The organism is Candidatus Binatia bacterium (genome assembly GCA_036563615.1).
GTDB lineage: Bacteria > Desulfobacterota > Binatia > UBA12015 > UBA12015 > DATCMB01.
On the sequence record DATCMB010000023.1, the window covers coordinates 443,140 to 464,579 of the forward strand.

A 21,440-nucleotide genomic window follows, 5' to 3' on the forward strand; every position below is an offset into this window, starting at 1 on the left:
CATCGGTCTGTACCTTCGGCTCGAGGAGCTTCCATGCTGCGATTGCACGATCCTTTCGACTTCCGGGTGCGCGAGACGCCCGATGCGGAGTTCGCCGTCCACGGCGCGCGCCGCATCACGTACGGCGAGGCCGCCGAGCGCGTGAACCGTCTCGCCAACGCGCTGCTCGCCTCCGGGCTGCGTCGCGGCGACCGCGTCGCGTACCTCGCGAAGAACGGCATCGAGTACGCGATCATGTACTACGGCGCGTCGAAGGCGGGCGTCGTGCCGGTGCCGCTCAACTACCGCCTCGCACCGCCCGAGTGGAGCTACATCGTCAACGACGCGCAGGCGAAGCTGCTGGTCGCGCGCGGCGAGTACGTCGCGGCGATCGACTCCGTGCGCGGCGAGCTCAAGACGGTCGAGCGCTGCATCGCGCAGGAGGCGCCCGCGGTGCCGAGCGGCTGGGACGACTACGAGAAGTTCCTGGGAAGCGCGCCCGCGACGCCGCCCGACGTGTACGTCGAGGCGAGCGACGACGTCTACCAGATGTACACCAGCGGCACGACGGGCCGTCCGAAGGGCGCGGTGCTGACGCACGGCGCGGTGTCGGCGCAGCTCACGCAGGCGTCGTTCGCGCTCGACAGCGCGCCGGGCGAGCGCTCGCTGATCGTCGCGCCGATGTACCACGCGGCCGCCGCGCTGATGACGTTCAGCAGCATCTGGCACGGCGGCTCGCTCTTCATCCAGGAGGACTTCGACCCGAAGGCCGTCGTGCAGGCGATGAGCGAGGAGAAGATCGGGCGCGCGCTGCTCGTCCCGGCGATGATCCAGGCCTGCCTGGTGATGGTGCCGGACGTCGCCGATCGTCAGTATGCGGATCTGCGCTACATCGCGTACGGCGCGTCGCCGATCTCGGAGGCGACGCTGCGGCGCGCGATCGAGGTCTTCAAGTGCGACTTCCTGCAGGGCTACGGCATGACCGAGACCACCGCGGCGGTGACCTACCTGCTGCCGTCCGACCATCGCCGCGCGCTCGCCGGTGAGCCCGAGCTGCTGCTGTCGGCCGGTCGCGCGATGGTCGGCACCGAGGTGCGCGTCGTCGACGCGGAGGATCGCCCGGTGCCGCCGGGCACCGTCGGCGAGGTGGTCGCGCGCGGACCGCAGCTCATGCGCGGCTACTGGAACCTGCCGGAGGCGTCGAAGGAGGCGCTGCGCGGCGGCTGGATGCACACCGGCGACGCCGGTCGCATGGACGAGCGCGGCTACCTCTACATCTCCGACCGCGTCAAGGACATGATCGTCTCGGGCGGCGAGAACGTCTACCCGCGCGAGGTCGAGGAGGTCCTCTACCAGCACCCGGCGGTCGCCGACGTCGCGGTGATCGGCGTGCCCGACGAGAAGTGGGGCGAGGCCGTGAAGGCGATCGTCGTCCTGCGCGAGGGCGCGAAGCCCGACGCCGCGGACATCATCGAGTTCTGCCGCGGCAAGCTCGCCGGCTACAAGCGTCCGCAGTCGGTCGACTTCGTCGACGTGCTGCCGCGCAACCCGAGCGGCAAGGTGCTCAAACGCGAGCTGCGCGAGCCCTACTGGAAGGGCCATACGCGGCGCGTGTCGTGAGAATCGTCGTCCTCGACGGCTACACGCTCAACCCCGGCGACAACCCCTGGGACGAGCTCGCGGCGCTCGGCGACCTCCAGGTCCACGACCGCAGCGCGCGCGACGAGGTCGTGCCGCGGGCGCGCGGGGCGGAGATCGTGCTGACCAACAAGACGGTGCTCGACCGCGCGGTGCTCGAGCAGCTTCCCGAGCTGCGCTTCATCGCCGTGCTCGCGACCGGCTACAACGTGGTCGACGTCGCGGCGGCGCGCGAGCGCGGCGTGCTGGTCTCGAACGTGCCCGAGTACGGCACCGACTCGGTCGCGCAGCACACGCTGGCGCTGCTGCTCGAGCTCGCGCAACGGGTCGGCGAGCACGACGCCGCGGTGCACGCCGGCGAGTGGCAGCGCTGTCCGGACTTCTCCTTCTGGCACCAGCCGCCGCTCGAGCTCGCCGGGCTCACCTGCGGGATCGTCGGCTTCGGACGCATCGGACGGCGCGTCGGCGAGCTCGTGCACGCGCTCGGCATGCGCGTCGTCGCGAGCGCGCGTCCGGGCGGGGCGGCGCGGGAGGCGCCGGCGTGGCCGGACTTCGCCTGGCTGCCGGTCGAGGAGCTCTTCGCGCAGGCGGACGTCGTGACGCTGCACTGTCCGCTCACCGCCGACAACGCGCGCTTCGTCGACGACGCGCTGCTCGGCCGCATGAAGCGCACGGCGCTGCTCATCAACACGGCGCGCGGCGCTCTCGTCGACGAGCACGCGCTCGCGCGCGCGCTGCGCGAGGGAACGATCGCCGGCGCGGCGCTCGACGTCGTCTCGGAGGAGCCGATCCGCGCCGACAATCCGCTGCTCGACGCTCCGAATCTGATCTTGACGCCGCACATGGCGTGGGCGAGCCTCGCGGCGCGCCGGCGGCTCATGGCGACGACGGTCGCGAACGTGCGCGCGTTCCTCGCCGGCTCGCCGATCAACCTGGTCGGCTGACCGGGTCAGTACTCGTCGTTCGCCTCGTCGTGCGCGGGATCGATCATGTCGCCGGCGACGTGATCCTCGCCCGAATCGCCCTCGATCGGCGGTGGCGTGAAGTCCTCGGGCGCCTCGACGACGTGCGCGGTGTCGGGCGGAGCCGGAGCGGGACCCGGGGGCGCGGGCGGCATCGCCCCGCCGGCTCCGGTCGCGGCTTGGCGCGCTTCCGCGCGCTCGCGCGCACGCTGCGCGCGCGCCGCGAGGTCGGACAGGAGGTCGCCGCCTTCACCCGGCGCCTGCTCGCCCTGCGCGGCCGGCTGGGCTTTCGTGCCCGGCACCGCGCGGCGCGCGGGCTGCGCGCCGGGTCCGGCGAGCGGTGAGGCGCCGGTCGCCGCCGCCGCGCGCGGCATCGGTCCGCTCGAGGCCTGCGACAGAAGGAAGATCTTGTCGATGCCCTCGCCGGTGATCGCGGTCTTCTGCACGCCGCCGCGGTAGACGATGATGTAGTTCTCGTTGCGCAGCACGCGCTGCAGGAGCTGGTCGAGCGGCAGGTTCTCCGCCGACAGCGTGAGCGGCGAGTTGAAGTTGTCCGGCGCCTCCACGGTGAAGCCGGCGAGGCTGCCGATCTCGGTGAGCACCTGGACGAGGTTCGTCTCGTAGGCGTCGATCGTGTAGCCGCTCTCGGTGCGGCTGACGAGCCGACCGTTCTCCGACCCGGGCGGCGCCATCTCCTGCGCCGCGACCGGCTCGACGAGCGCGAGCGGCAGGCCGACGATCGCCGCCCGCAGGCAGCGCCGCAGGCGACGTGCCACGATCCCGCTGTACGGTCGCATGTCGTGCTCCCCGTCCGCTGAGACGGGGAATCCTAGCAGGCGCGCCACGTGCCGCGAAAGCACGTTGGGGCTCTGCGTGGCGAATCAGCCGGCCAGTCCGGCGCGCGCCCGCTCGATCCAGCGCCGGTACATCTCGATCGGATAGGCGCCGGTGACGAACGCGTCGCTGCCCTCGATGCGCGCCGCGGGCACGCCGTTCACGCCGAGGCGGACCGCCTCGTCGTGCTCGGCGAGCGTCTGCTCGAGGAAGCGCGGCTCGTCGACGCGCGCGAACTCCTCGTCCGGCAGGCCTTGCTCGTTCCAGATCGCGCGCAGCGTCGCGCGGTCGGTGATGTCGCGGCTGTGCGCGAAGTACGCCTCGAGCAGCGCGAGGTGCATGCGCTCGAACTGCTGCGCGCCGAGCGAGGCGGCGGCCTTCGCTGCGAGGTGCGGCGGCACGCTGTGCGACGGCGGTCCGGCGTCGCCCTCCCAGACGCGGAAGGTCGCGGCGTCGGGCTCGGACGCGGGACGCAGCCACGAGCGCGTGTAGGCGCGGAAGCTCTCGAGCGTCCGCTTGGGGTCGGGCACGGGGCGGAGCAGGTAGCTGCGCCACACGATCTGCACGTCGCCGCCGCTCTCGCGCTCGAGCCGGTGCAGCCGGACCGCCGCGTTGTAGCACCACGGGCAGAGGTAGTCGGAGTGCACGATCAGCCGCACGAGCTGCACGCGGGCACGCTAGCAGGTCGGCGTTCGCTGCGGGAGCGGCTCGCCTAAAGACGCGCTGGGATTGTGCCGCGGCCTCCGATCCGCTGAAGTGTGCGGCCATGGGCAGCTCCCCCGAAGTGATGCCCCCGCGCGCGACCGCGAACGCCAGCGTCGAAGCCGGCGAGATGACGCCCTACCTGTGGGCTCTGCTCGCGATGCTCGCCTCGGCGACGTTCTTCGACGGCTTCGACGCCGCGATCCTCGCCACCGTCGCGCCCTTCGTGAAGGACCAGTACGGGCTCGACGACGGCGCCTGGGGGCTCGTCGTCAGCATCGCGCGCATCGGCGCGGTGATCTCGTTCTTCGTGCTGGTGTTCGCCGACCGCTACGGGCGTCGTCTGCTGATCACGCTGACGATCCTCGGCTACGCGCTGTTCACCGGCCTCACCGCGATGTCGAGCACGATCGCGGAGTTCACCTTCTACCAGCTCTGCGCGCGCATCTTCCTCGCCGCCGAGTTCGCGCTGTCGCTGATCATCATCGGCGAGGAGTACCCGACGCGCTGGCGCGGCTTCGGCATCGCGCTGCTCTCGGGCGTGGCGGCGGTCGGGACGATCGTCGCGTTCCTCGCCGCCGGCTGGGTGCTCGCGCACTACGACTGGCGCGCGATGTACCTGATCGGGCTCGTCCCGCTCGGCCTCATCTTCTTCTTCCGGCTCGGCATGAAGGAGACGCGGCGCTTCGAGGAGGTGGCGCGCGAGCGCGGCACGCAGACGTGGCGTCAGATGTGGGACCACCTCAAGGTGCCGTTCGAGCCGCAGTACCGCGCGTGCACGCTGCTCGTCACGCTGATCTGGAACTGCAACCACCTGGTGACGTCGCCCGCGACGACGTTCTGGACGATCCACGCCGCGCGCAACCTGGGCTACAGCGCGGCGCAGTACGGCGCGGTGGTGGCGGTCGGCTACCTCGCGGGCTTCGCGCTCGGCTCGCCGCTCGCGGGCTACCTGATGAACCGCCTCGGGCGGCGCATCACGTGCGCCGGCTTCTACATGACGGCGGCGGTCGCGATCTTCGCGCTGTTCTGGATCGAGAGCCCGGACATGCTGCTGCAGATGACGCTCATGTCGGTGACGGTCGTGAGCTTTCTCGGCGCCAACGCCGCGACCAACACGTACGCGACCGAGCTCTTCCCGACCGCGATCCGCGCGACCGGGTACAGCTGGACGACCAACCTGTTCGGCCGCGTGATGGAGTTCGCGACCCCGGCGCTGATCGGCGCGCTGGCGGTCGAGATCGGCATTCCGGGCGCGGTCGGCCTGATGGCGATCGGGCCGATCTGCGGCGCGCTCTACGTGCTCTGGCGGGCGCCCGAGACGCGCGGCATGACCCTCGAGGAGATCGAAGCTGGACTCGGCGTCGCTCGTCATTAGACAGCGACGCGCGGACCATCGATGCCCGGCCCGATTCGTCCCAAGGATCTGATCTACGCGCTCGACGAGCGCCCGCCGCTGCCGCAGCTCGTGCTGCTCGGCTTCCAGCACGTCGCGTACATCATCCCCTACCTGGTCATCATCGCGCTGATCGTGCGGGCGTCTGGCGAGTCGCTCGACGTCGCGCACAACGCGCTGAGCCTCGGCATGATCGCGCTCGGCGCGATGACCGTCCTGCAGAGCCTCGATCTCAAGATCGTCGGCTCGGGCTTCCTCGCCCCGCCGGTGGTGTCGGCGATCTATCTGCCGCCGTGTCTCACCGCGGCGCACGCCGGCGGGCTCTCGCTCGTGTGCGGGATGATCGTCGTCGCGGGGCTCGTCGAGGCGGCGTTCGCGTGGGTGATCCTCAACCTGCGTCAGGTGTTCCCGCCGGTGATCTCGGGCTTCATCGTGCTCGCGGTCGGGCACGAGCTCGGCTTCATCGGCGTCAAGAGCTTCCTCGACGTCGCCGCCGCGGACCAGGCGCCATTCGGCGCGCACATCGCGGTCGCGCTGCTGACGCTCGCCTTCATGGTCGGCTTCAGCGTGTGGGGACGTGGCCTCGTGCGCCTGTTCTGCACGCTGAACGGCCTGATCCTCGGCTGGATCGCGGCGCTCCTCCTCGGCGCCGTGCCCGAGCGTGAGATGGCGCACGTCGCGAAGGTTCCCTGGCTCGCGCTGCCCGATCCGAGCTTCCTCTCCTACTCGGTCGACCTCGACCTGCTGCCGCCGTTCGTGATCGCCTGCATCGCCGCGGCGCTGCGCGTGACCGGCGTGATCACGACCTGCGAGAAGATCAACGACGCCGGCTGGACGCGTCCCGACTACCGACGCATCCGCGGCGGCATCGTCGCCGACGGGCTCGGCTGCGCGCTCGGCGGCGCGCTCGGCGCGCCTGGCCTGAGCGCCGGGCCGTCGCTGGTCGGCGTCGAGAAGACGACCGGCGCGACGAGCCGCGTGATCGCCTGGGCGATCGCCGGGTGGTTCGTGGTGCTGTCGTTCTTCCCGAAGGTGTCGGCTTCGCTGCTCGCGATGCCGATGTCGGTGATCGGCGCGGCGCTCGTCTTCAGCGCGAGCTTCATGGTCGTCGCGGGGATCCAGATCATCACGTCGCGGCCGGTGACGCTGCGCACGACGTTCATCGTCGGGCTGTCGCTGCTGTTCTCCGTCAGCCGCTCGCTCTTCCCCGCGTTCTTCGACGATCTGCCGGAGGCGCTGCACGCGCTGACGGGCTCGATCGTCTCGCTCGCCGTGCTGCTCTCGGTGGGCCTCAACCTGATCTTCATGCCGGGCAGGCGGCGGACGCTGGTCGCAACCGTCGGCGGCGAGGGCCTTCCGGCGCGGGACATCGAGCACGTCCTGCGCGAGGAGGCCGAGCAGCTCGAGGTGCCGGCGGCGGCGCTCGAGCGCGCGGCGGCGACGGTCCGCGAGCTCAGCGAGATCCTCACGGCCGGGCAGCACGCGCAGGGACCGATCACGGCGAAGGTGTCCTACGACGACCTCGATCTGGTCGTCGAGCTCGAGTACGAGGGCACGCTGCCCTACATCGCGTCCGAGCAGGACCCGGGACGCGAGATGATCGAGGAGCAGAGCTTCGCGCTCGGCCTGTCGGGCTTCCTGAGCGGCGTGTTCCCCGACCGCATGCAGCGCTCGTCGGACGGCCGGCGCTGCCGGATCCGGCTCACCTTCTATGCTTGACGTGGCGCGGCGTTCGCTGCCGCGCCACCGTCGTTCAGGAGCTGCTGCGGATCAGTACCAGCCCCAGGGACCCCACATGTCCCAGTCCATGGCGGCGTCTTCCGCGGCCTCGGCCGCCGCCATGTTCTCCTCCGCGATCTGCTGCTTCAGCGCGAGACGCTGGTACTCGGCGTACTCCGACGGGCCGCCGACGTAGAGGCAGTTGCAGTTGTAGGGGTCGGCGTAGGTGTAGACCGTCTTGCCGTCCTTCACGCGCATCTGCATCTTCAGCGCCGGCAAGCTCTTGAGCTGCGCGACCTTCTCCGGGGTGTCCGCCGGGCGCGCCTTGAAGCCGGCCGCGGCGAGCAGGCTCTCCGTGCTCTGCGCCTCGTCGCGCCGGATCGCGGCGCAGCTCGCGAGCAGCAGCGCGCCGATCACGGCGAGCGTCACCGCGTAGCGCGTCACGGAACCGCTTGCCCGGTCGTTCGTCCGTCGCATCCCCTTCGTCGTCTCCATACTTCCCGCTCCTCCTGCAGACCGTTAACGGCAGGTAGCACAGACAGCTCGAGGGTCCCTACGCCAAAGCCGAAAAATTTCTCGTCCGCCATGCTCGACGGGCCGCGCCGCCGTCTGGCATCCAAACTGCCCATGCTCGGTCGCCGCCCGCTGCTGCTGGCCTTGCTCGCGCTCGTGTCGGCGTGCTCGTCCGCGCGTGGGCTCGACCGTGGTGCGCTCGCCGCGGCGGTCGCGCCGCCCGTCGAGGTGGCGGGTCTCGCCGGGCTCGAGCGACCGTTCAAGCTCGCGATCGTCCTGCAGCCGCCGGTCGCGCCGCCGGGCGTACCGGCGGACCAGCGGCCGCCGTGGGAGTGGGGGACGAGCGACGAGGACAAGCTCACCCGCGTCGGCGAAGCGCTCGAGCGCGACCGCATCGTGTCCGACGTCGTCTTTCTCCACCCCGCCGGGACGCGCAACCCGACGGAGATCCGTCGCCTCGCGGCGGCCGAGGGCGCCGACGCCGTGCTGGTCGTGAGCGGTGTCGCCGACGTCGACCGCTACAACAACGTGCTCGGACCGTCGTACGTGCTCCTCTTCACCCCGCTCCTGGTCCCGGGCACGGTGGTCGACGCGCTGTTCGTCGCGCGTGGTGATCTGTGGGACACGCGCGACGCGCTGCTCTACGCCTCGCTCGAGGCGGACGGCATGGCGATGCAGACCCGCCCGGCGTGGATGATCAGCGAGGAGCGCGTCGTCGCGCTCGCGCGCGAGCGCGCGCTGAGCGACCTCGCGGAGCTCGTGCGCGAGACGCTCGAGCGGCTGCGCGACTGAGGGCGTCGCGTCACCAGGGCGTCACGTCAGGTCGTGCGGCCCTCGTGACGACGTGCGTGCGTGAGGAGCGGACGCGCGCCGCGCACGCGTCACGCCGCGCGACGCTCGACCACCACCGGCATGCCCTCGGACGGCGCCAGCGTCACCGAGCGTCGCACGACCCGCACCTGGTAGCCCGGCGCCGCACGCAGCACGACGCGCGTCAGCACCTCGGCGAGCACGATCCTCATCTCGTAGAGCGCGAACGCCGCGCCGAGGCAGCGGCGCACGCCGCCGCCGAACGGCAGGAACTCGTACGGCGTCGGCTTGCTCTCGAGGAAGCGCTCGGGGCGGAACGCGAGCGGCTCGGGCCAGCGCTCGGGCCGGCGGTGCGCGAGCACGATGCAGGGCGCCGCGACGACGCCCGCGGGCAGCCTCATGCCGCCGATCTCGAGATCGCGCGTCAGCCGGCGGCCGACCATCGGCACGATCGGCGTCAAGCGCAAGGTCTCCTTGGCGACGGCGTCGAGGTAGTCGAGGCGCATGATCGCCTCGGGCGTGGCGTTCTCACCGAGGCGCGCGAGCTCGGACTCGAGGCGCTCGCGCACCTCGTCGTGCTCGAGCACGTGGTGCACTGCCCACGCGAGCGCGGTCGCGGTGGTCTCGTGGCCCGCGACGAGCAGCGTGATCAGCTCGTCGCGCAGCGCCTGATCGGAGAGCGGCGCTCCGCTCTCGTCGCGCGCCGAGAGCAGCAGCGACAGCACGTCGCTGCGCTGCGCGCCGTTCGCGCCGTTGCTCGACGCCTGCTCGTGCGCGGCGCGGCGGCGCGCGATCTCCGCGAACAGCAGCGCGTCGACGCGTGCGCGCACCTCCAGCGGACGCGCGGCCGCGCGGTGCGTCGCGGCGCCGCCGTTGCCGGCGGCGCGCGCCTGCGCCGCCGCGAGCAGCAGCTGCGGGTTCGCCGACACCGCGAGCAGCTCGACCAGCTCGCGCCGCAGCGCCTCCATCTTCGGCCCCTCGTCGAGGCCGAACACCGTGCGCAGGATCACGTCGAGCGTGATCGCCTGCATCTCCGGGTGGATCGCGAACGCACGGCCGACGGGCCATGCGTCGACCGCGCGCCGCGCGATCTCCTGCATGGTCTCGCCGTAGGCCTGCATCCGCTCGCCGTGGAACGGCGGCAGCAGCAGGCGACGCTCGCGCAGGTGCTCGCTGCCGTCGAGCAGCAGCAGCGAGTGCCGTCCGAGCAGCGGCTCGAGCACGTAGTTCGCCTCGCCGGCGCGCAGGTCCTCCTCGCTGCCGGTGAAGAGATCCTTGATCGCGTCGGGGTGGCTCACCATGACGATCGGTGGCCGGCCCGGCAGGCGGACGGTGAAGGCGTCGCCGAAGCGACGAGCGCACTCCTCGAGGAACGGGATCGGCCACTGCACCCAGCGCAGACCCTGCAGCAGCGGCGGCGCGTCCGGTCCCGGCGGCAGGCCGTCGGGCAGCGGCTCCTGCTCGGCGTCGGCGTGGCGCGAGAGCTGCTCGATCAGCGCGCGCTGCACCAGCAGCTGCCCCGGCGCGAGGCGGTGCGAGAGGCCGTTCAGGAGGATCATCACGCGCCCGATCAGCGTGAAGTCCGACGGCACGCGCGCGATCGGCGCCTGGGCGATCAGCGACGCGAAGTCGGTCTCGCCGTCGCGGTCGCCGAACAGCGACAGCACGAGCGCCGGCAGCGCGCTCGCCTGCCCGTCGCGCAGCTCGAAGCCGATCGTGCGCGCGGCGGCGAGCGCGCCCTGCGCGTCGCCCGCGAGCGCGCGCACGAGCATGGTCGCGACCGCGCGTCCGAAGCCCTCCGGCAGCTCCTTCGCGAGCCCGAAGTCGAGAAGGCCGATCTTTCCGTCGTCGAGCACCAGCAGGTTGCCCGGGTGCGGATCGCCCTGGAAGAAGCCGTGCTCGAAGATCATCCGTGCGTAGATGCGGCCGACGCGCTCGGCGACGCGCGCGAGGTCGTGGCCGCGCGCGCGCAGGGCATCGAGATCGGCGATCCGCGTGCCCTCGATGAACTCGAGGACGAGCAGCTTGTCGGTCGAGAGCTCGTGGTGGACGCGCGGCAGGCGCACGGTGTCGTCGTCCGCGAGCAGCGTGCGCAGCCGCTCGGTCGAGCGCGCCTCGCGCGCGAAGTCGAGCTCGAGGGCGACCATCTCGGCGAGCTCGTCGACCAGCGGCACCGGGTCGAAGCCGCGCACGAGCTTTGCCGCGAGGCGCGCGAACAGCCGCAGGCAGGCGAGGTCGATGCGCGCGAGCTGCTCGATCTCGGCGTACTGCACCTTGACCGCGACCGGCTCGCCGTCGCGCAGCACCGCGCGGTGCACCTGCGCGAGCGACGCCGCGGCGAGCGCGCGCTCGTCGAAGCCCGCAAACACGTCCGCGAGCGGGCGTCCGAGCTCGTGCTCGACCTGCGCGCGGATCTCGGCGAACGGACGCGGCGGCACGGCGTCGTGGAAGCGCGACAGGTGGCGGATGAAGGGCTCGGGGAAGACGTCGGCGCGCGCGCCGACCACCTGGCAGAGCTTGACGAAGAAGCCCTTGAGCTCGATGCCGAGGTCGTGCAGGGCGCGCGCCGTGCGCTCGTGCGCCGCGTCCCACTCGGCCTGCGTCGCGCGCTCGCCGCGGCGGTCGAGGGCGCGATAGCGCAGGATCGTCGGCAGCGCGACCGACGCGATGCGGGCGACGCGGGCGGGGGCTTCGGTGAGCATCCTCAAGCGCATGGCGGTCCTTTCCTTTCGCTCGTGTCTGCCGTACCCGCGAGGACGGAAGAAGGTTCATCGCCAGCCGGTAGAACCTTTTCGCCTCCTCCGGGGTACCCCGGATGCCGTGTCGGGGATACGGGGTCAGGAGCCGACGAGCAGCGCGCATGCAGGAGACGCCGGACGCCAGCGACGAAACCCTGCTCGCCCAGTGGCTCGCCGGCGACGAGGAGGCGTTCGAGCGGCTGTTCCGCCGTCTGCACCCGCCGCTCGTGCGGCATCTCGCGCGCATGCTCGACGACGCTGCCGGGGCGGAAGACGTCGTGCTCGAGACCTTCGTGCGGCTGCACGAGCACCGCGACCGCGTGCGTCCGGGCGAGCCGCTGCGGCCGTTCGTCTGGACGATCGCGCGCAACCTCGCCCGCAACCGGATCCGGGCGCAGCGGCTGTGGGGCTGGCTGCCGCTCGCGTCGCTCGACGCCGAGCCGCCCACGACGTCGCGGACGGGCGTCGACCCCGGCCTCGAGCGCCGCGTGCGGGCGGCGTTCGCGAGCCTGCCGACGGCGCAGCGCGAGGTCTGCTCGCTGCGCCTGCTCGGCGAGCTGCCGCTCGAGGAGATCGCGCAGGTGACGGGCGTCTCGCTCGGCACCGTCAAGTCGAGACTGCACCACGGGCTGCGTCGCTTGCGCGAGGCGCTGCGCGACCTGGAGCCTGGAAAGGAGTGACATGCGAACGCTCGGAATGATCCGCGCGGCGACGCCGCCGCCACCCGACCTGACGCCACGCCTGCGCGCGCGGCTGCGCGAGCTGAAGGCGAACGAGCGCGTGACGCTCGAGCTGCCGGAGTTCGGCTGGGGCTGGCGCCTCGCCGCGCTGGTCGCGGTCGCGACACCGCTGCTCGTGCCCGAGCCGCTGCGCTTCCTCGCCGCGTCGGGGTTGCTCTAGAGCATGCGTCGGCGCGATCTCCAGGCCTACGTGATCGGCGCCGCGATCGCCGGCACGGCGCTCGTCCTGCCGTACGCGGGACGCGCGCTGCTCCGGGCGATGTTCGGCGACGTCGTCGCGGTGAGCGTCCCATTTTTCTTGCTGCCGATCGCGTGGGGCTTCTGGAACGTGCTCTGGGTGCGGCTGCGGCCGCGCGTCGCGCCGGCCGCATGGGGCGCGCTGCTCGGCGTCGGCGCGGCGCTCGCCGCCAACGGCTGGCTCGCGCTGCGCGGCGAGTGGTTTCCGGCGGTCGCGCTGCTCGTCCTCTGGACGCCGACGATCTACGCCTTCGCCTGGGCGTTCGTCGTCGTGCCGCTCAACCGGGCGCTCGGCGCCGAGCCGTAGCGTTTGACCTTACTCTTTCGCGTGCCCACCGTGATAAGGAGCAGGGAACGGCAACCGGTCGTGCCGCCGGAGGGAGGACGCGATGGCAACCAGAACGGTCAAGAAAAAGTCTCGCAAGACGACCGCCGCGCGCCGCGGCACGAGCCGCCCGCAGGCGGCGCGTCGCGTGCAGACCACGGTGCCGCGCGAGGCGCGCGCCGCGTACTTGGAGCTGCAGCGAGGCGTCAAGCGCCTGGAGAAGACCATCGGCGACATCCGCAAGTCGCTGCGCCAGGCGGAGAAGAAGATCCAGGCCGACGCGCGCCGTCGCGTGCGCGACCTGCGCCGGGACGCGCAGACGCAGCTCAAGCGGCTCGAGACGCGGCGCAAGGAGGCGATGCGGACGGTGCAGAAGCTCTCCGCCGCCGCGGGCGAATCCTGGAAGGACGTTCGTCGTACCGCCGACTCGATCCTCGCCGACGCACGTGAGACCGCGACCACGATCGCGGAGCGCTTCCGCGCCGTTCTCGCTGGCTAGGATCTCTTTCCTTTAGTTGCGCTCCCACGCGCCTCGTGTGCGCGTGCGCGTCGCTCGTGCTGCTCGCCTTGGTCCGCGAGTCGGCGGCGGCAGGCTGCCCGCGCAAGCCGGCGCGGCTCGCTGTCGCCGACTTCGCGCTCGGCAGCGAGACCGAGCCTCCGTCCGAAGACGCGCCGACGACGTCGCTGACGCTGCCCGACGCCTGGCGTGCGCGACGTCCGGGCGTCGGGGGATTCGGCCGCTATCGTCTCGCGCTGCCGCCCGCCGAGGACGGCGCGCGGCGCTGCGCGGTCTACCTGCCCGACGTCAACATGAACGCCGCCGTGTTCGTCAACGGGCACTGGATCGGCGACGGCGGCTCGCTCGAGGAGCCGGTCGCGCACAACTTCAGCCGTCCGCTGTACTTCACCTTTCCGAGCGCGCTGCTGAACGGCCGCGACGACCACGTCGACGTCCTGCTGTACGCGTACCCGCACCACTTCGGGCGCCTCGGACGGATCTGGGTCGGCGGGCGCGACGCGCTCGTCGGGCGCCACGACTGGACGTACTTCCGGCAGATCACGCTCGCGCAGATCGGCACCGGGATGGCGGTCGTCACGGTGCGGGTCGCGATGCCGAGCAGCTCGCCGACTTCCGCGACGCTGAAGCCCTTCGCGACCAGCGTCAGGATCTCGAGCTCGCGCGCGGTCAGGATCGGCGGCTCGTCGCTGGGCGCCGGCGAGCGCTCGCGCTGGAAGCTCTGCAGCAGGTAGCGCGCGATCTGCGGGCTGATCGGCGAGCCGCCGGCGAGCAGCTCGGCGATCGCATGAAGGCGGCCCCTATCCCGATCACGGCCGAACGTGCTGCGCAAGACTTCGCGTGGTGTCGCCGAGGATCGGGCGCCGACACCCCGCGCCTCTGGCTCCAGGTCGCGAGATCGGCAAAGGTGCGCCTCCATGGACTTTCTCGTCGACCGCCAGGATCTTCGTCGCTGCCGCTTCGTGTCGTCGCCGCCGCCGCGCGTCGAGCCCGGCTCCGGGCAGGCGTTGCTGCGCGTCGAGGCGTTCGGCTTCACCGCGAACAACGTCACCTACGGCGTGGTCGGCGACATGATCGGCTACTGGAAGTTCTTCCCGGCCGAGGAAGGCTGGGGTCGCATCCCCGTCTGGGGAATCGGGGTCGTGGAAGACCCCGGCACGAGCGGCCTCACGCGCGGCGAGCGCATCTACGGCTACCTGCCGATGTCGACGCACCTCGTGGTGATCCCGACGCAGGTGAGCGAGCGCGGCTTCGTCGACGCGACGCCGCACCGCCAGGAGCTGCCGCCGCTCTACAACCAGTACACGCGTCTGTCGGGCGACCCGAGCTACGACCCGCGCTACGAGGACCGCATGATGCTCCTCTGGCCGCTGTTCGCGACGGGCTTCCTGCTCGACGACTTCTTCGCGGACAACGGCTTCTTCGGCGCGCGCTCGGTGGTGCTCGCGAGCGCGTCGAGCAAGACGGCGCTGTCGTGCGCCTGGAATCTGAAGCGGCGCGGCGCGTGTCGCGTGGTCGGGCTGACGTCGCCTGCGAACGTCGCGTTCGTCGAGCGGGTCGGCTGCTACGACCAGGTGCTCGCCTACGGCTCGATCGCGAAGCTGCCGAAGGACGAGCCGATCGTGCTCGTCGACATGGCGGGCAACGCCGAGGTCATCACCGCGGTGCACCGGCACCTCGGCGACGGCGTCAAGTACAGCTCGCAGGTCGGCGTCACGCACTGGGAGAAGCTCGGCGGCGTCCCCGAGGACCTGCCCGGCGCGAAGCCCGAGCTCTTCTTCGCGCCCGGTCAGATCGAGAAGCGCAACCGCGAGTGGGGGCCGGGCGGTCTGCAGACGCGCATGGCAGAAGCGTGGCGCACCTTCCTCGGCGAGACCGAGGGCTGGCTGCGGATCATCCACAAGCGCGGCCCCGAGGCGGTCGAGGCCGTGTACCGCGACGGGGTGGAAGGCCGGATCAAGCCGGACGAGGGCTTGATCCTGTCGCTGCACGAGACGCAGCCCGCCGCCCGAAGCGTCGGGTGAACTCGGTCGACGTCGCGGAGCCGAGGCACGCACGCGCGCTTCGCTCGTGACCGTGGTCCGGTGCTAGGGGAGAGCGCAACATCCCACGCCGGATCGAGGGGAACGCGAGAGCGATGAGGATCAAGGTGACGAGCGTGCTCGTCGACGACCAGCAGAAGGCGCTCTACGACGCGGGCATCCCGCTGACGATGTTCCACGTCGACGATCTCGACGCCGAGTACGCGCGTCTCGCGGGGCTCGGCGTCGCGTTCAGCGTGCCGCCGATCGACGCGGCGCCGTCAAGTACGCGATCTTCGACGACGCGTGCGGCAACCGCATCATGATCGCGCAGCAGAAAGAGGATCAGCAGCAGTAAGGAGGGACCATGGAGCTCACGGGAAGGTGTTACTGCGGCGCCGTCCGCTACAAGGCGACCGGCGATCCGGTGATGAAGGGGCAGTGCCACTGCCGCGAGTGCCAGTACATCTCGGGCGGGCATCCGAACGTCGTCGTCGGCATGCTCGAGTCGGGCTTCTCGTACGTGCAGGGCACGCCGAAGCAGTTCAAGCGCAGCGATCTGTCCGATCCGGTGACGCGCGAGTTCTGCGGTGAGTGCGGGACGCACCTGCTCACCCGGTCGCCCAGGCTCGCGGGCGTCTGCCTGATCAAGGTCGGCACGCTCGACGATCCGAGCGTGTTCGACTCCCCGCAGATGGTGATCTTCCTCAAGGACAAGCAGAAGTTTCACCACGTGCCGGAGGGCGTGCCGACGTTCGACACCGTTCCGGGGTGAGAGCGAGCCCGTTGCGGTGACGACGGACGCGGCGGCGGGCGGCTGGACGTCGATCGACGCTCAGCGCCGGCCCGCCGTCGCGACCTCCGCGAACGGCACGACCTGCGCCTGCGGCGTCTCCGGCTCCTCCTCGGCGAGGAAGAAGCGCCAGAACACGAGCCCGAGCGCCTTACCCTCGGTGTCGAGCCAGTTCGGGTGGCCGGGGTCGCGGTGCGCGAGCACGATCTCGAAGCTGCCGTCGGAACGCAGCTTCGTCTGCGCGCGATTCCGCGACACCGGACGATTCGCGTAGTCGAGCGTCTGCAGAAAGCGGTTCCACAGCGACACGTTCGCGCAGCGGCACCGCGGCCAGCGTCCGGTCATGACCAGCGCGTCGTCGGGGCCGAGGAAAAAGGGCGCCATCGAGTAGTGCGCGTCGAACGCGGCGAGCCCGAAGGTGTCGGGGCGCACCGGCGTCGGGAACTGGTTGGGCACGATCGAGACGAACGCCGGCTGCTCGCGCTTCGCCATCGGGAGCTGCTCGAGCGTGCGTGAGCGCACGAAGCGCTCGACGCGACGGATCGCGCGCGCGATCGACGCGTCGTTCGGTGACGGCGGCGGCGGCGTCTTCGGCTCGATCACCTCGATCTCGAGCGCCGCGTTGCGCGTCGGATCCGCCGCGGCCGGACGCTCGTTCTCGTAGTAGTGGCGCGTCGTGATGCGCGTCGCGTGCTCCTCGAGCGGGAGCCAGTTGCGCTCCTGCGGCGGCCCGCCGAGGCGGATCTCGAAGCGGCCGTCCGAGTCGACGTCGAACTGCGTGTCGTTGATCACGCCCGCGGTGCGGCTCGCCATGCTGCCGTCGCGCGTGTCGCACTCGACGGTGAGCGAGACGTAGACCGCACCGTCCATCCGTCCACGCACGACGTACTGGAAGTCCGGATGGACGTCGGCGTCGTGGTAGATCGCGTCCGCGTTGTCGCCCGAGAACTTGAGCGTCGGGGTGACGATGCGCTGGAAGCGCGGGCGCGTGTGATCGGCCTCGAAGAAGGTCGTGATGCCGCCGCCGATCAGGTGCATGAGCGCGCGGTGCGCGTCGGCGACGTCCGCGGGGCCCATCAGGTTCCACTCGGCGCTCGCCCAGCGACGCTCGATCTCGGCGAGGCTCGCGAGCAGCTCGCGAAACGCCTTGCGGCTCTCGGTCTGGATCTCGCTGTCGCTCATCTCAGTTCTCCAGCGCGACGCCGAAGTGCTCGATGTACGGCGCGAGGTTGCGGCGCAGCGATTCGGCGGTGAAGCCCCAGTCCTCGGGCGCGTAGCGGTGCGTGCCGAACTTGCCCTTCGGCTTCTCGCGCAGGTAGGCGCGGATGCGCTCTGCGTGCGCGCTCGTGAACGGACGTCCCATGCGCGCGTAGGCTTGCTCGAGCGTGCCGACAGGGTCGCGCATCAGCGCGTCGAAGTGCACGTCGACGAAGCGATCCGGCACGGTGCCGCGTGCGGTCGTGCGCAGCTCGACGCTGTGGTTCAGGGCCCAGGTGAAGACGGCTTCGATCGCGGCGGCGAGCGAGGTGACGTCGACGCGGTCGGTGCGCATCCACTGCACCATCGCGGTCGTGCTGACCGTCGACGGCATGGTCTTCGCCGGGTCGCGGTGCGTCTGCACGACCCACGCGTCCGGGTAGATCGCGAACAGCAGCTCGAGGGTCGCGAGGTGGCCCGGCGTCTTCAGCAGCCAGGTGCGCTTCGGCAGCCCGTGCTGCATCACCTGCAGCGCGCGGCGGTGGAAGTCGTACATCGCGACGCTGTCGATCTCGAAGCCCTCGAGCTGCGCGATCATCGCCCAGTGCGGACCGCAGAAGCAGGGCAGGGTGAGGGTCACGCACTCGACCGGGAGATCCGAGCGCAGCTCGTGGATCGCGGCGAACTCCGGCTGCACGTCGGCCCACAGCTCCTGCTCGCATTCGGTCGCGCGCAGCCGCCGCTCTTCGTCCTGCTTGCTTTGCGCGCGCGGCAGCGGGTGCAGCGCCTGCCAGGCGACGGGCGCGCGCAGGTCGGGATCGAGCCACAGCAGCTCGAAGAGAATCGTCGTGCCCGAGCGTGCGGGGCCCGTGACGACGATCGGCGCCTCGATGGGCTGGTCCGTGATGCTTGGATTGACGTCGAGCTCGCGGGTCAGGAGAAAGCGCGTGCGCAGCCCGCGCAGCAGCTCCTCGCGCGTCATCAGGCGGCCGACGACGTGCATGTCGGAGGCGTCGGTCGCGCGCGCGAGGCGCGTGAAGCGCTCGCGCCAGGTCGGGTCGCCGAAGTCGCCGCGCGGAGCGAAGCCGAGCGACGCTTCCGCTTGCTGTAGCAGGTCGTCCGCGTCGATCGGCACGATGCGGCGCGCGTCGCCGCCGACCGCGTCCGCCATGGCGTTCATCCGCCGCACCCAGTCCGGACGCCGGTAGCGCTCGGTCATCGGTCGCAGCGTCGCGCCAGGCTGGCTCATGGTGGTCTCCTCGGCGCCCGAGCGGACGCCGACCGACGCTACGCCACCGGCCGATGGAGTCAACGAGATCGCGGGTGTCGCGGACGTGGCGCGAGGCGCCGCGGGGAAGGTCGAGTCATCGCGGCCGTCAGGCGCGGCGGATCTCCTCCTCGTAGACCAGGTACCCCGTCTCCTCCATCCCCATCCGCCGGTAGGTGGCCTGCGCCCGACGGTTGTCGCGCTCGACGTAGAGGCGCAGCCCGCGGACGTCGCCCGCCTCGCGTGCGAGCGCGCGCACGTGCTCGTGCAGCATGCGGTAGAAGCCGCGCTGGCGGTGCTCGGGCGCGACGTAGACGCTCTGGATCCACCAGAGGAAGCCGTTGCGCCACTCGCTCCACTCGAGGGTCAGCATGAGGGTCGCGACCGCGCGTCCGCCCAGGTCGACGACGAAGACGCGACCGCGCGTCGGGTCGGCGAGCAGCGCCTCGACGCCGGCGCGCACGGTGGCGACGTCGAGCTCGCGCTGCTCGGTCTCGCGCGCCATCGCGCAGGCGAACTCGACGAGGACGTCGCGGTCGGCGGGGATCGCGGGACGGACGTAGGGCTCGAAGGTGCTCATCGCGGCGCAGCGTAACCGGGGCGTGGCGCAGATGGCAGGCTCGCGTGAGCTGTCCGAGCTGGCAATAGGGAAGGGTCGATGAGCCTCTTCTATCGGATCGCGTACTGGCTTGGCGTGACGCCGTGGGAGCAAGCTCTCGAGCAACCGTCGGTCGCGCGTCAGCTCGCGGCGCTGTTCGACCGCGAGGAAGAAGGACGCGAGCCGCCGTACGGCCGTGTGCTCGACCTCGGCTGCGGCAGCGGCATCCACGCCGTCGAGCTCGCGCGCCGCGGCTGGCAGGTGGTTGGCGTCGACGCTGTGCCGCGGGCGATCGAGCGGGCGCGCGAGCGCGCTCGCGCGCAGGGCGTGAGCGTCGACTTTCGCCTCGGCGACGTCACCGACCTCGCGGCCCTGCACCTCGAGCCCGGCTTCCGCCTGTTCCTCGACTTCGGCACCGTGCACGGCCTCACGCCGGAGCAGTGCCTCGCGGTGGGGCGCGCGGTCACCGCGCTCGCCGCGCCCGACGCGACGTTGCTGATGATCGCCTTTGCGCCCGGCCGCCGGCCGCCGCTGCCGCGCGGCCTCGACCGCGCGGAGATCGAGCGCATCTACCCCGGGTGGACGATCACCGACGAGCTGGCGCAGGACGCGGAGCTGCCGTGGGTGCTCGAGAAGGTCGGCGCGGCGCCGCGGTGGTACCGGCTGCGGCGGGGGTGAGGTGCGAGACGCGCGTGCCGTTGGCGACCGCGACACCCACAGAGCTGCGCGTGGGGCCCGAGATGAAGCGTCACGCCACGTAGTCGGAGAACTCGTCCGGTGTGGCGTCGAAATCCGCGGCCATGCGAATCGTGCCCTTCGCCGAGCCTGGCTTCCGAGGCACGCCCCCCGTCACGGGCACGAGCCGCAGGATCGGGCGTTTGGCCTCGGCGATGATCACCTCGTCGCCCGCGAGAGCCCGGCGCACGAACTCGGAGAAGCGCGCCCTCGCCTCGCCGATCTTGACCTGGATGCGTGTCGCCTTGGTTGGCTTGCGAGGCATGTTGGCACCCTAGAGGAGCGACGCCGCTCACCCAACCAGCGGCGCTCGATGCTCAGGCTCGGGCACGTTGGCCGGCCGCCCGGCGCCTCTCCACAAACGTTGCATGGCGCGTGCACTTTTGCTGATCTGAGCGCACCCGACCATCCGGTCGGGACCCCCTCCAACACGCGCACAACGCAACGAGAAGGAGCCAAGCAGCATGGGTCGCAAAGTGTACGTCGTCGGCGTCGGCATGACGAAGTTCGAGAAGCCCGGTGCGAGGAACTGGGACTACCCCGACATGGCGAAGGAAGCGGGCGAGAAGGCCCTCGCCGACGCGGGTATCAGCTACGACCTCGTCGAGCAGGCGTGCGTCGGCTACTGCTACGGCGACTCGACCTGCGGGCAGCGCGCCGTCTACCAGCTCGGCCTCACCGGCATCCCGATCTACAACGTCAATAACAACTGCTCGACCGGCTCGACCGCGCTCTTCATGGCGAAGCAGTTCATCGAGGGCGGCATCGCCGACTGCGTGCTCGCGCTCGGCTTCGAGAAGATGGAGAAGGGCTCGCTCGGCGTCAAGTACAACGACCGCACCAACCCCATGGACAAGCAGTTCATGCTGATGAACGAGCTCCGTGGCGTCGGTGCGGCTCCGGTCGCGCCGCAGTTCTTCGGCAACGCCGGCCGCGAGCACATGGAGAAGTACGGCACGACGCCGGACCACTTCGCCAAGATCGGCTGGAAGAACCACAAGCACTCGGTGAACAACCCGTACTCGCAGTTCCAGGACGAGTACTCGCTCGAGCAGATCAAGGCGGCACCGATGGTGTGGGATCCGCTGACCAAGCTGCAGTGCTGTCCGACCTCGGACGGCGGCGCGGCCGCGATCCTGGCAAGCGAAGATTTCGTCAAGAAGCACGGCCTGCAGGCGAAGGCGGTCGAGATCCTCGGCATGGCGATGACCACCGACTTCCCGAGCACCTTCGAGGAGAAGAGCTCGATGAAGCTCGTCGGCTACGACATGACCAAGGAGGCCGCGCGCCGCGTCTACGAGCAGTCCGGCTACGGCCCCGAGAACGTCGACGTCGTCGAGCTGCACGACTGCTTCTCGGCGAACGAGCTGATCACCTACGAGGCGCTTGGCCTCTGCCCCGAGGGCAAGGCGGGCGAGTTCATCGACTCCGGCGCCAACACCTACGGCGGCAAGGTGGTCGTGAACCCGTCGGGCGGCCTGATCTCGAAGGGCCACCCGCTCGGCGCGACCGGCCTTGCGCAGTGCGCGGAGCTCAACTGGCAGCTGCGCGGCGAGGCGGACAAGCGTCAGGTGAAGGACGCGAAGATCGCGCTGCAGCACAACCTGGGGTTGGGTGGTGCTGCGGTGGTGACGATGTACCGGAAGGCGCAGTTCTGAGCTGAGCTGCTGCTGATTGACTGATGTACGGCGGGCGCGCGGCGAAGGTCGCGCGCCCGCT

Annotated in this window: 23 protein-coding genes; 15 read left to right on the forward strand and 8 right to left on the reverse strand. The window is 71.1% G+C overall.

What is annotated here, in order from left to right:
- The first annotated feature begins 33 nt into the window (after positions 1-33).
- Together VIS07_23090 and VIS07_23095 are read left to right on the forward strand one after the other, a co-directional pair.
- A complete protein-coding gene (locus tag VIS07_23090; protein ID HEY8518409.1) occupies positions 34-1,599 on the forward strand; it encodes a long-chain-fatty-acid--CoA ligase in 1,566 nt (521 codons plus the stop codon).
- Positions 1,596-2,561 (forward strand): D-2-hydroxyacid dehydrogenase, encoded by a 966-nt coding sequence (locus VIS07_23095; protein ID HEY8518410.1) that lies wholly within the window; start codon positions 1,596-1,598, stop codon positions 2,559-2,561. Before VIS07_23090 ends, VIS07_23095 begins: the two co-directional genes overlap by 4 nt.
- 5 nt (positions 2,562-2,566) lie before the next feature.
- On the opposite strand, the gene VIS07_23100 is transcribed toward VIS07_23095, so the two are convergent.
- On the reverse strand, positions 2,567-3,376 hold the full coding sequence (locus tag VIS07_23100) for a hypothetical protein (GenBank protein ID HEY8518411.1): 810 nt from the start codon (positions 3,374-3,376) through the stop codon (positions 2,567-2,569).
- 84 nt (positions 3,377-3,460) lie between these two features.
- On the reverse strand, positions 3,461-4,081 hold the full coding sequence (locus VIS07_23105) for a DsbA family protein (GenBank protein HEY8518412.1): 621 nt from the start codon (positions 4,079-4,081) through the stop codon (positions 3,461-3,463).
- Positions 4,082-4,179: 98 nt separating this feature from the next.
- Here VIS07_23105 and VIS07_23110 point away from each other — a divergent pair, with 98 nt between their 5' ends.
- Both VIS07_23110 and VIS07_23115 read left to right on the forward strand, forming a co-directional pair.
- Entirely contained in the window at positions 4,180-5,493 is a 1,314-nt protein-coding gene (locus tag VIS07_23110; protein HEY8518413.1) for an MFS transporter, read from the forward strand.
- A 21-nt stretch (positions 5,494-5,514) separates the two neighbouring features.
- The gene (locus VIS07_23115) at positions 5,515-7,230 is read left to right on the forward strand and encodes a solute carrier family 23 protein (protein ID HEY8518414.1); all 1,716 of its coding nucleotides are present in this window, start codon (positions 5,515-5,517) and stop codon (positions 7,228-7,230) included.
- 51 nt (positions 7,231-7,281) lie between these two features.
- Here the strand turns inward: VIS07_23115 and VIS07_23120 are convergent, their stop codons facing one another.
- Positions 7,282-7,674 carry a hypothetical protein gene (locus VIS07_23120; protein ID HEY8518415.1) on the reverse strand — a complete coding sequence of 131 codons (393 nt, stop codon included), beginning with the start codon at positions 7,672-7,674 and terminating at the stop codon, positions 7,282-7,284.
- A gap of 183 nt (positions 7,675-7,857) precedes the next feature.
- Here VIS07_23120 and VIS07_23125 point away from each other — a divergent pair, with 183 nt between their 5' ends.
- Positions 7,858-8,535: a hypothetical protein gene (locus tag VIS07_23125; GenBank protein HEY8518416.1), complete on the forward strand. Its 678-nt coding sequence runs from the start codon at positions 7,858-7,860 to the stop codon at positions 8,533-8,535.
- 89 nt (positions 8,536-8,624) lie between these two features.
- On the opposite strand, the gene VIS07_23130 is transcribed toward VIS07_23125, so the two are convergent.
- Positions 8,625-11,267, reverse strand: coding sequence for a cytochrome P450 (locus tag VIS07_23130; GenBank protein ID HEY8518417.1), 2,643 nt, complete (start codon positions 11,265-11,267; stop codon positions 8,625-8,627).
- 146 nt (positions 11,268-11,413) lie between these two features.
- On the opposite strand from VIS07_23130, the gene VIS07_23135 reads away from it, so the two are divergent.
- The 8 genes from VIS07_23135 (at position 11,414) to VIS07_23170 (ending at position 15,906) form a co-directional block, all read left to right on the forward strand.
- On the forward strand, positions 11,414-11,971 hold the full coding sequence (locus VIS07_23135) for a sigma-70 family RNA polymerase sigma factor (protein HEY8518418.1): 558 nt from the start codon (positions 11,414-11,416) through the stop codon (positions 11,969-11,971).
- Position 11,972: 1 nt separating this feature from the next.
- Positions 11,973-12,191, forward strand: a complete 219-nt coding sequence (locus VIS07_23140; protein ID HEY8518419.1) for a hypothetical protein — start codon at positions 11,973-11,975, stop codon at positions 12,189-12,191.
- A 3-nt stretch (positions 12,192-12,194) separates the two neighbouring features.
- Positions 12,195-12,575, forward strand: coding sequence for a hypothetical protein (locus VIS07_23145; GenBank protein ID HEY8518420.1), 381 nt, complete (start codon positions 12,195-12,197; stop codon positions 12,573-12,575).
- Positions 12,576-12,657: 82 nt separating this feature from the next.
- Entirely contained in the window at positions 12,658-13,092 is a 435-nt protein-coding gene (locus VIS07_23150) for a hypothetical protein (protein HEY8518421.1), read from the forward strand.
- A gap of 56 nt (positions 13,093-13,148) precedes the next feature.
- A complete protein-coding gene (locus tag VIS07_23155) occupies positions 13,149-13,844 on the forward strand; it encodes a hypothetical protein (protein ID HEY8518422.1) in 696 nt (231 codons plus the stop codon).
- Between the two features lie 183 nt (positions 13,845-14,027).
- Positions 14,028-15,134, forward strand: coding sequence for a DUF2855 family protein (locus VIS07_23160; GenBank protein ID HEY8518423.1), 1,107 nt, complete (start codon positions 14,028-14,030; stop codon positions 15,132-15,134).
- Between the two features lie 113 nt (positions 15,135-15,247).
- On the forward strand, positions 15,248-15,457 hold the full coding sequence (locus VIS07_23165) for a hypothetical protein (GenBank protein ID HEY8518424.1): 210 nt from the start codon (positions 15,248-15,250) through the stop codon (positions 15,455-15,457).
- 41 nt (positions 15,458-15,498) lie between these two features.
- The gene (locus VIS07_23170; protein ID HEY8518425.1) at positions 15,499-15,906 is read left to right on the forward strand and encodes a GFA family protein; all 408 of its coding nucleotides are present in this window, start codon (positions 15,499-15,501) and stop codon (positions 15,904-15,906) included.
- 60 nt (positions 15,907-15,966) lie between these two features.
- Here the strand turns inward: VIS07_23170 and VIS07_23175 are convergent, their stop codons facing one another.
- The 3 genes from VIS07_23175 to VIS07_23185 form a co-directional block, all read right to left on the reverse strand.
- Positions 15,967-17,106 carry a DUF1214 domain-containing protein gene (locus VIS07_23175; GenBank protein ID HEY8518426.1) on the reverse strand — a complete coding sequence of 380 codons (1,140 nt, stop codon included), beginning with the start codon at positions 17,104-17,106 and terminating at the stop codon, positions 15,967-15,969.
- A gap of 1 nt (position 17,107) precedes the next feature.
- Positions 17,108-18,370 (reverse strand): sulfotransferase, encoded by a 1,263-nt coding sequence (locus tag VIS07_23180; protein ID HEY8518427.1) that lies wholly within the window; start codon positions 18,368-18,370, stop codon positions 17,108-17,110.
- A gap of 127 nt (positions 18,371-18,497) precedes the next feature.
- The gene (locus tag VIS07_23185; GenBank protein ID HEY8518428.1) at positions 18,498-18,968 is read right to left on the reverse strand and encodes a GNAT family N-acetyltransferase; all 471 of its coding nucleotides are present in this window, start codon (positions 18,966-18,968) and stop codon (positions 18,498-18,500) included.
- 78 nt (positions 18,969-19,046) lie between these two features.
- Here VIS07_23185 and VIS07_23190 point away from each other — a divergent pair, with 78 nt between their 5' ends.
- The gene (locus VIS07_23190) at positions 19,047-19,664 is read left to right on the forward strand and encodes a methyltransferase domain-containing protein (GenBank protein HEY8518429.1); all 618 of its coding nucleotides are present in this window, start codon (positions 19,047-19,049) and stop codon (positions 19,662-19,664) included.
- A gap of 70 nt (positions 19,665-19,734) precedes the next feature.
- On the opposite strand, the gene VIS07_23195 is transcribed toward VIS07_23190, so the two are convergent.
- The gene (locus tag VIS07_23195) at positions 19,735-19,986 is read right to left on the reverse strand and encodes a type II toxin-antitoxin system prevent-host-death family antitoxin (protein HEY8518430.1); all 252 of its coding nucleotides are present in this window, start codon (positions 19,984-19,986) and stop codon (positions 19,735-19,737) included.
- Between the two features lie 199 nt (positions 19,987-20,185).
- Between VIS07_23195 and VIS07_23200 the strand changes: the two genes are divergently transcribed.
- Positions 20,186-21,379 carry a lipid-transfer protein gene (locus VIS07_23200; GenBank protein ID HEY8518431.1) on the forward strand — a complete coding sequence of 398 codons (1,194 nt, stop codon included), beginning with the start codon at positions 20,186-20,188 and terminating at the stop codon, positions 21,377-21,379.
- Positions 21,380-21,440 lie beyond the last annotated feature (61 nt).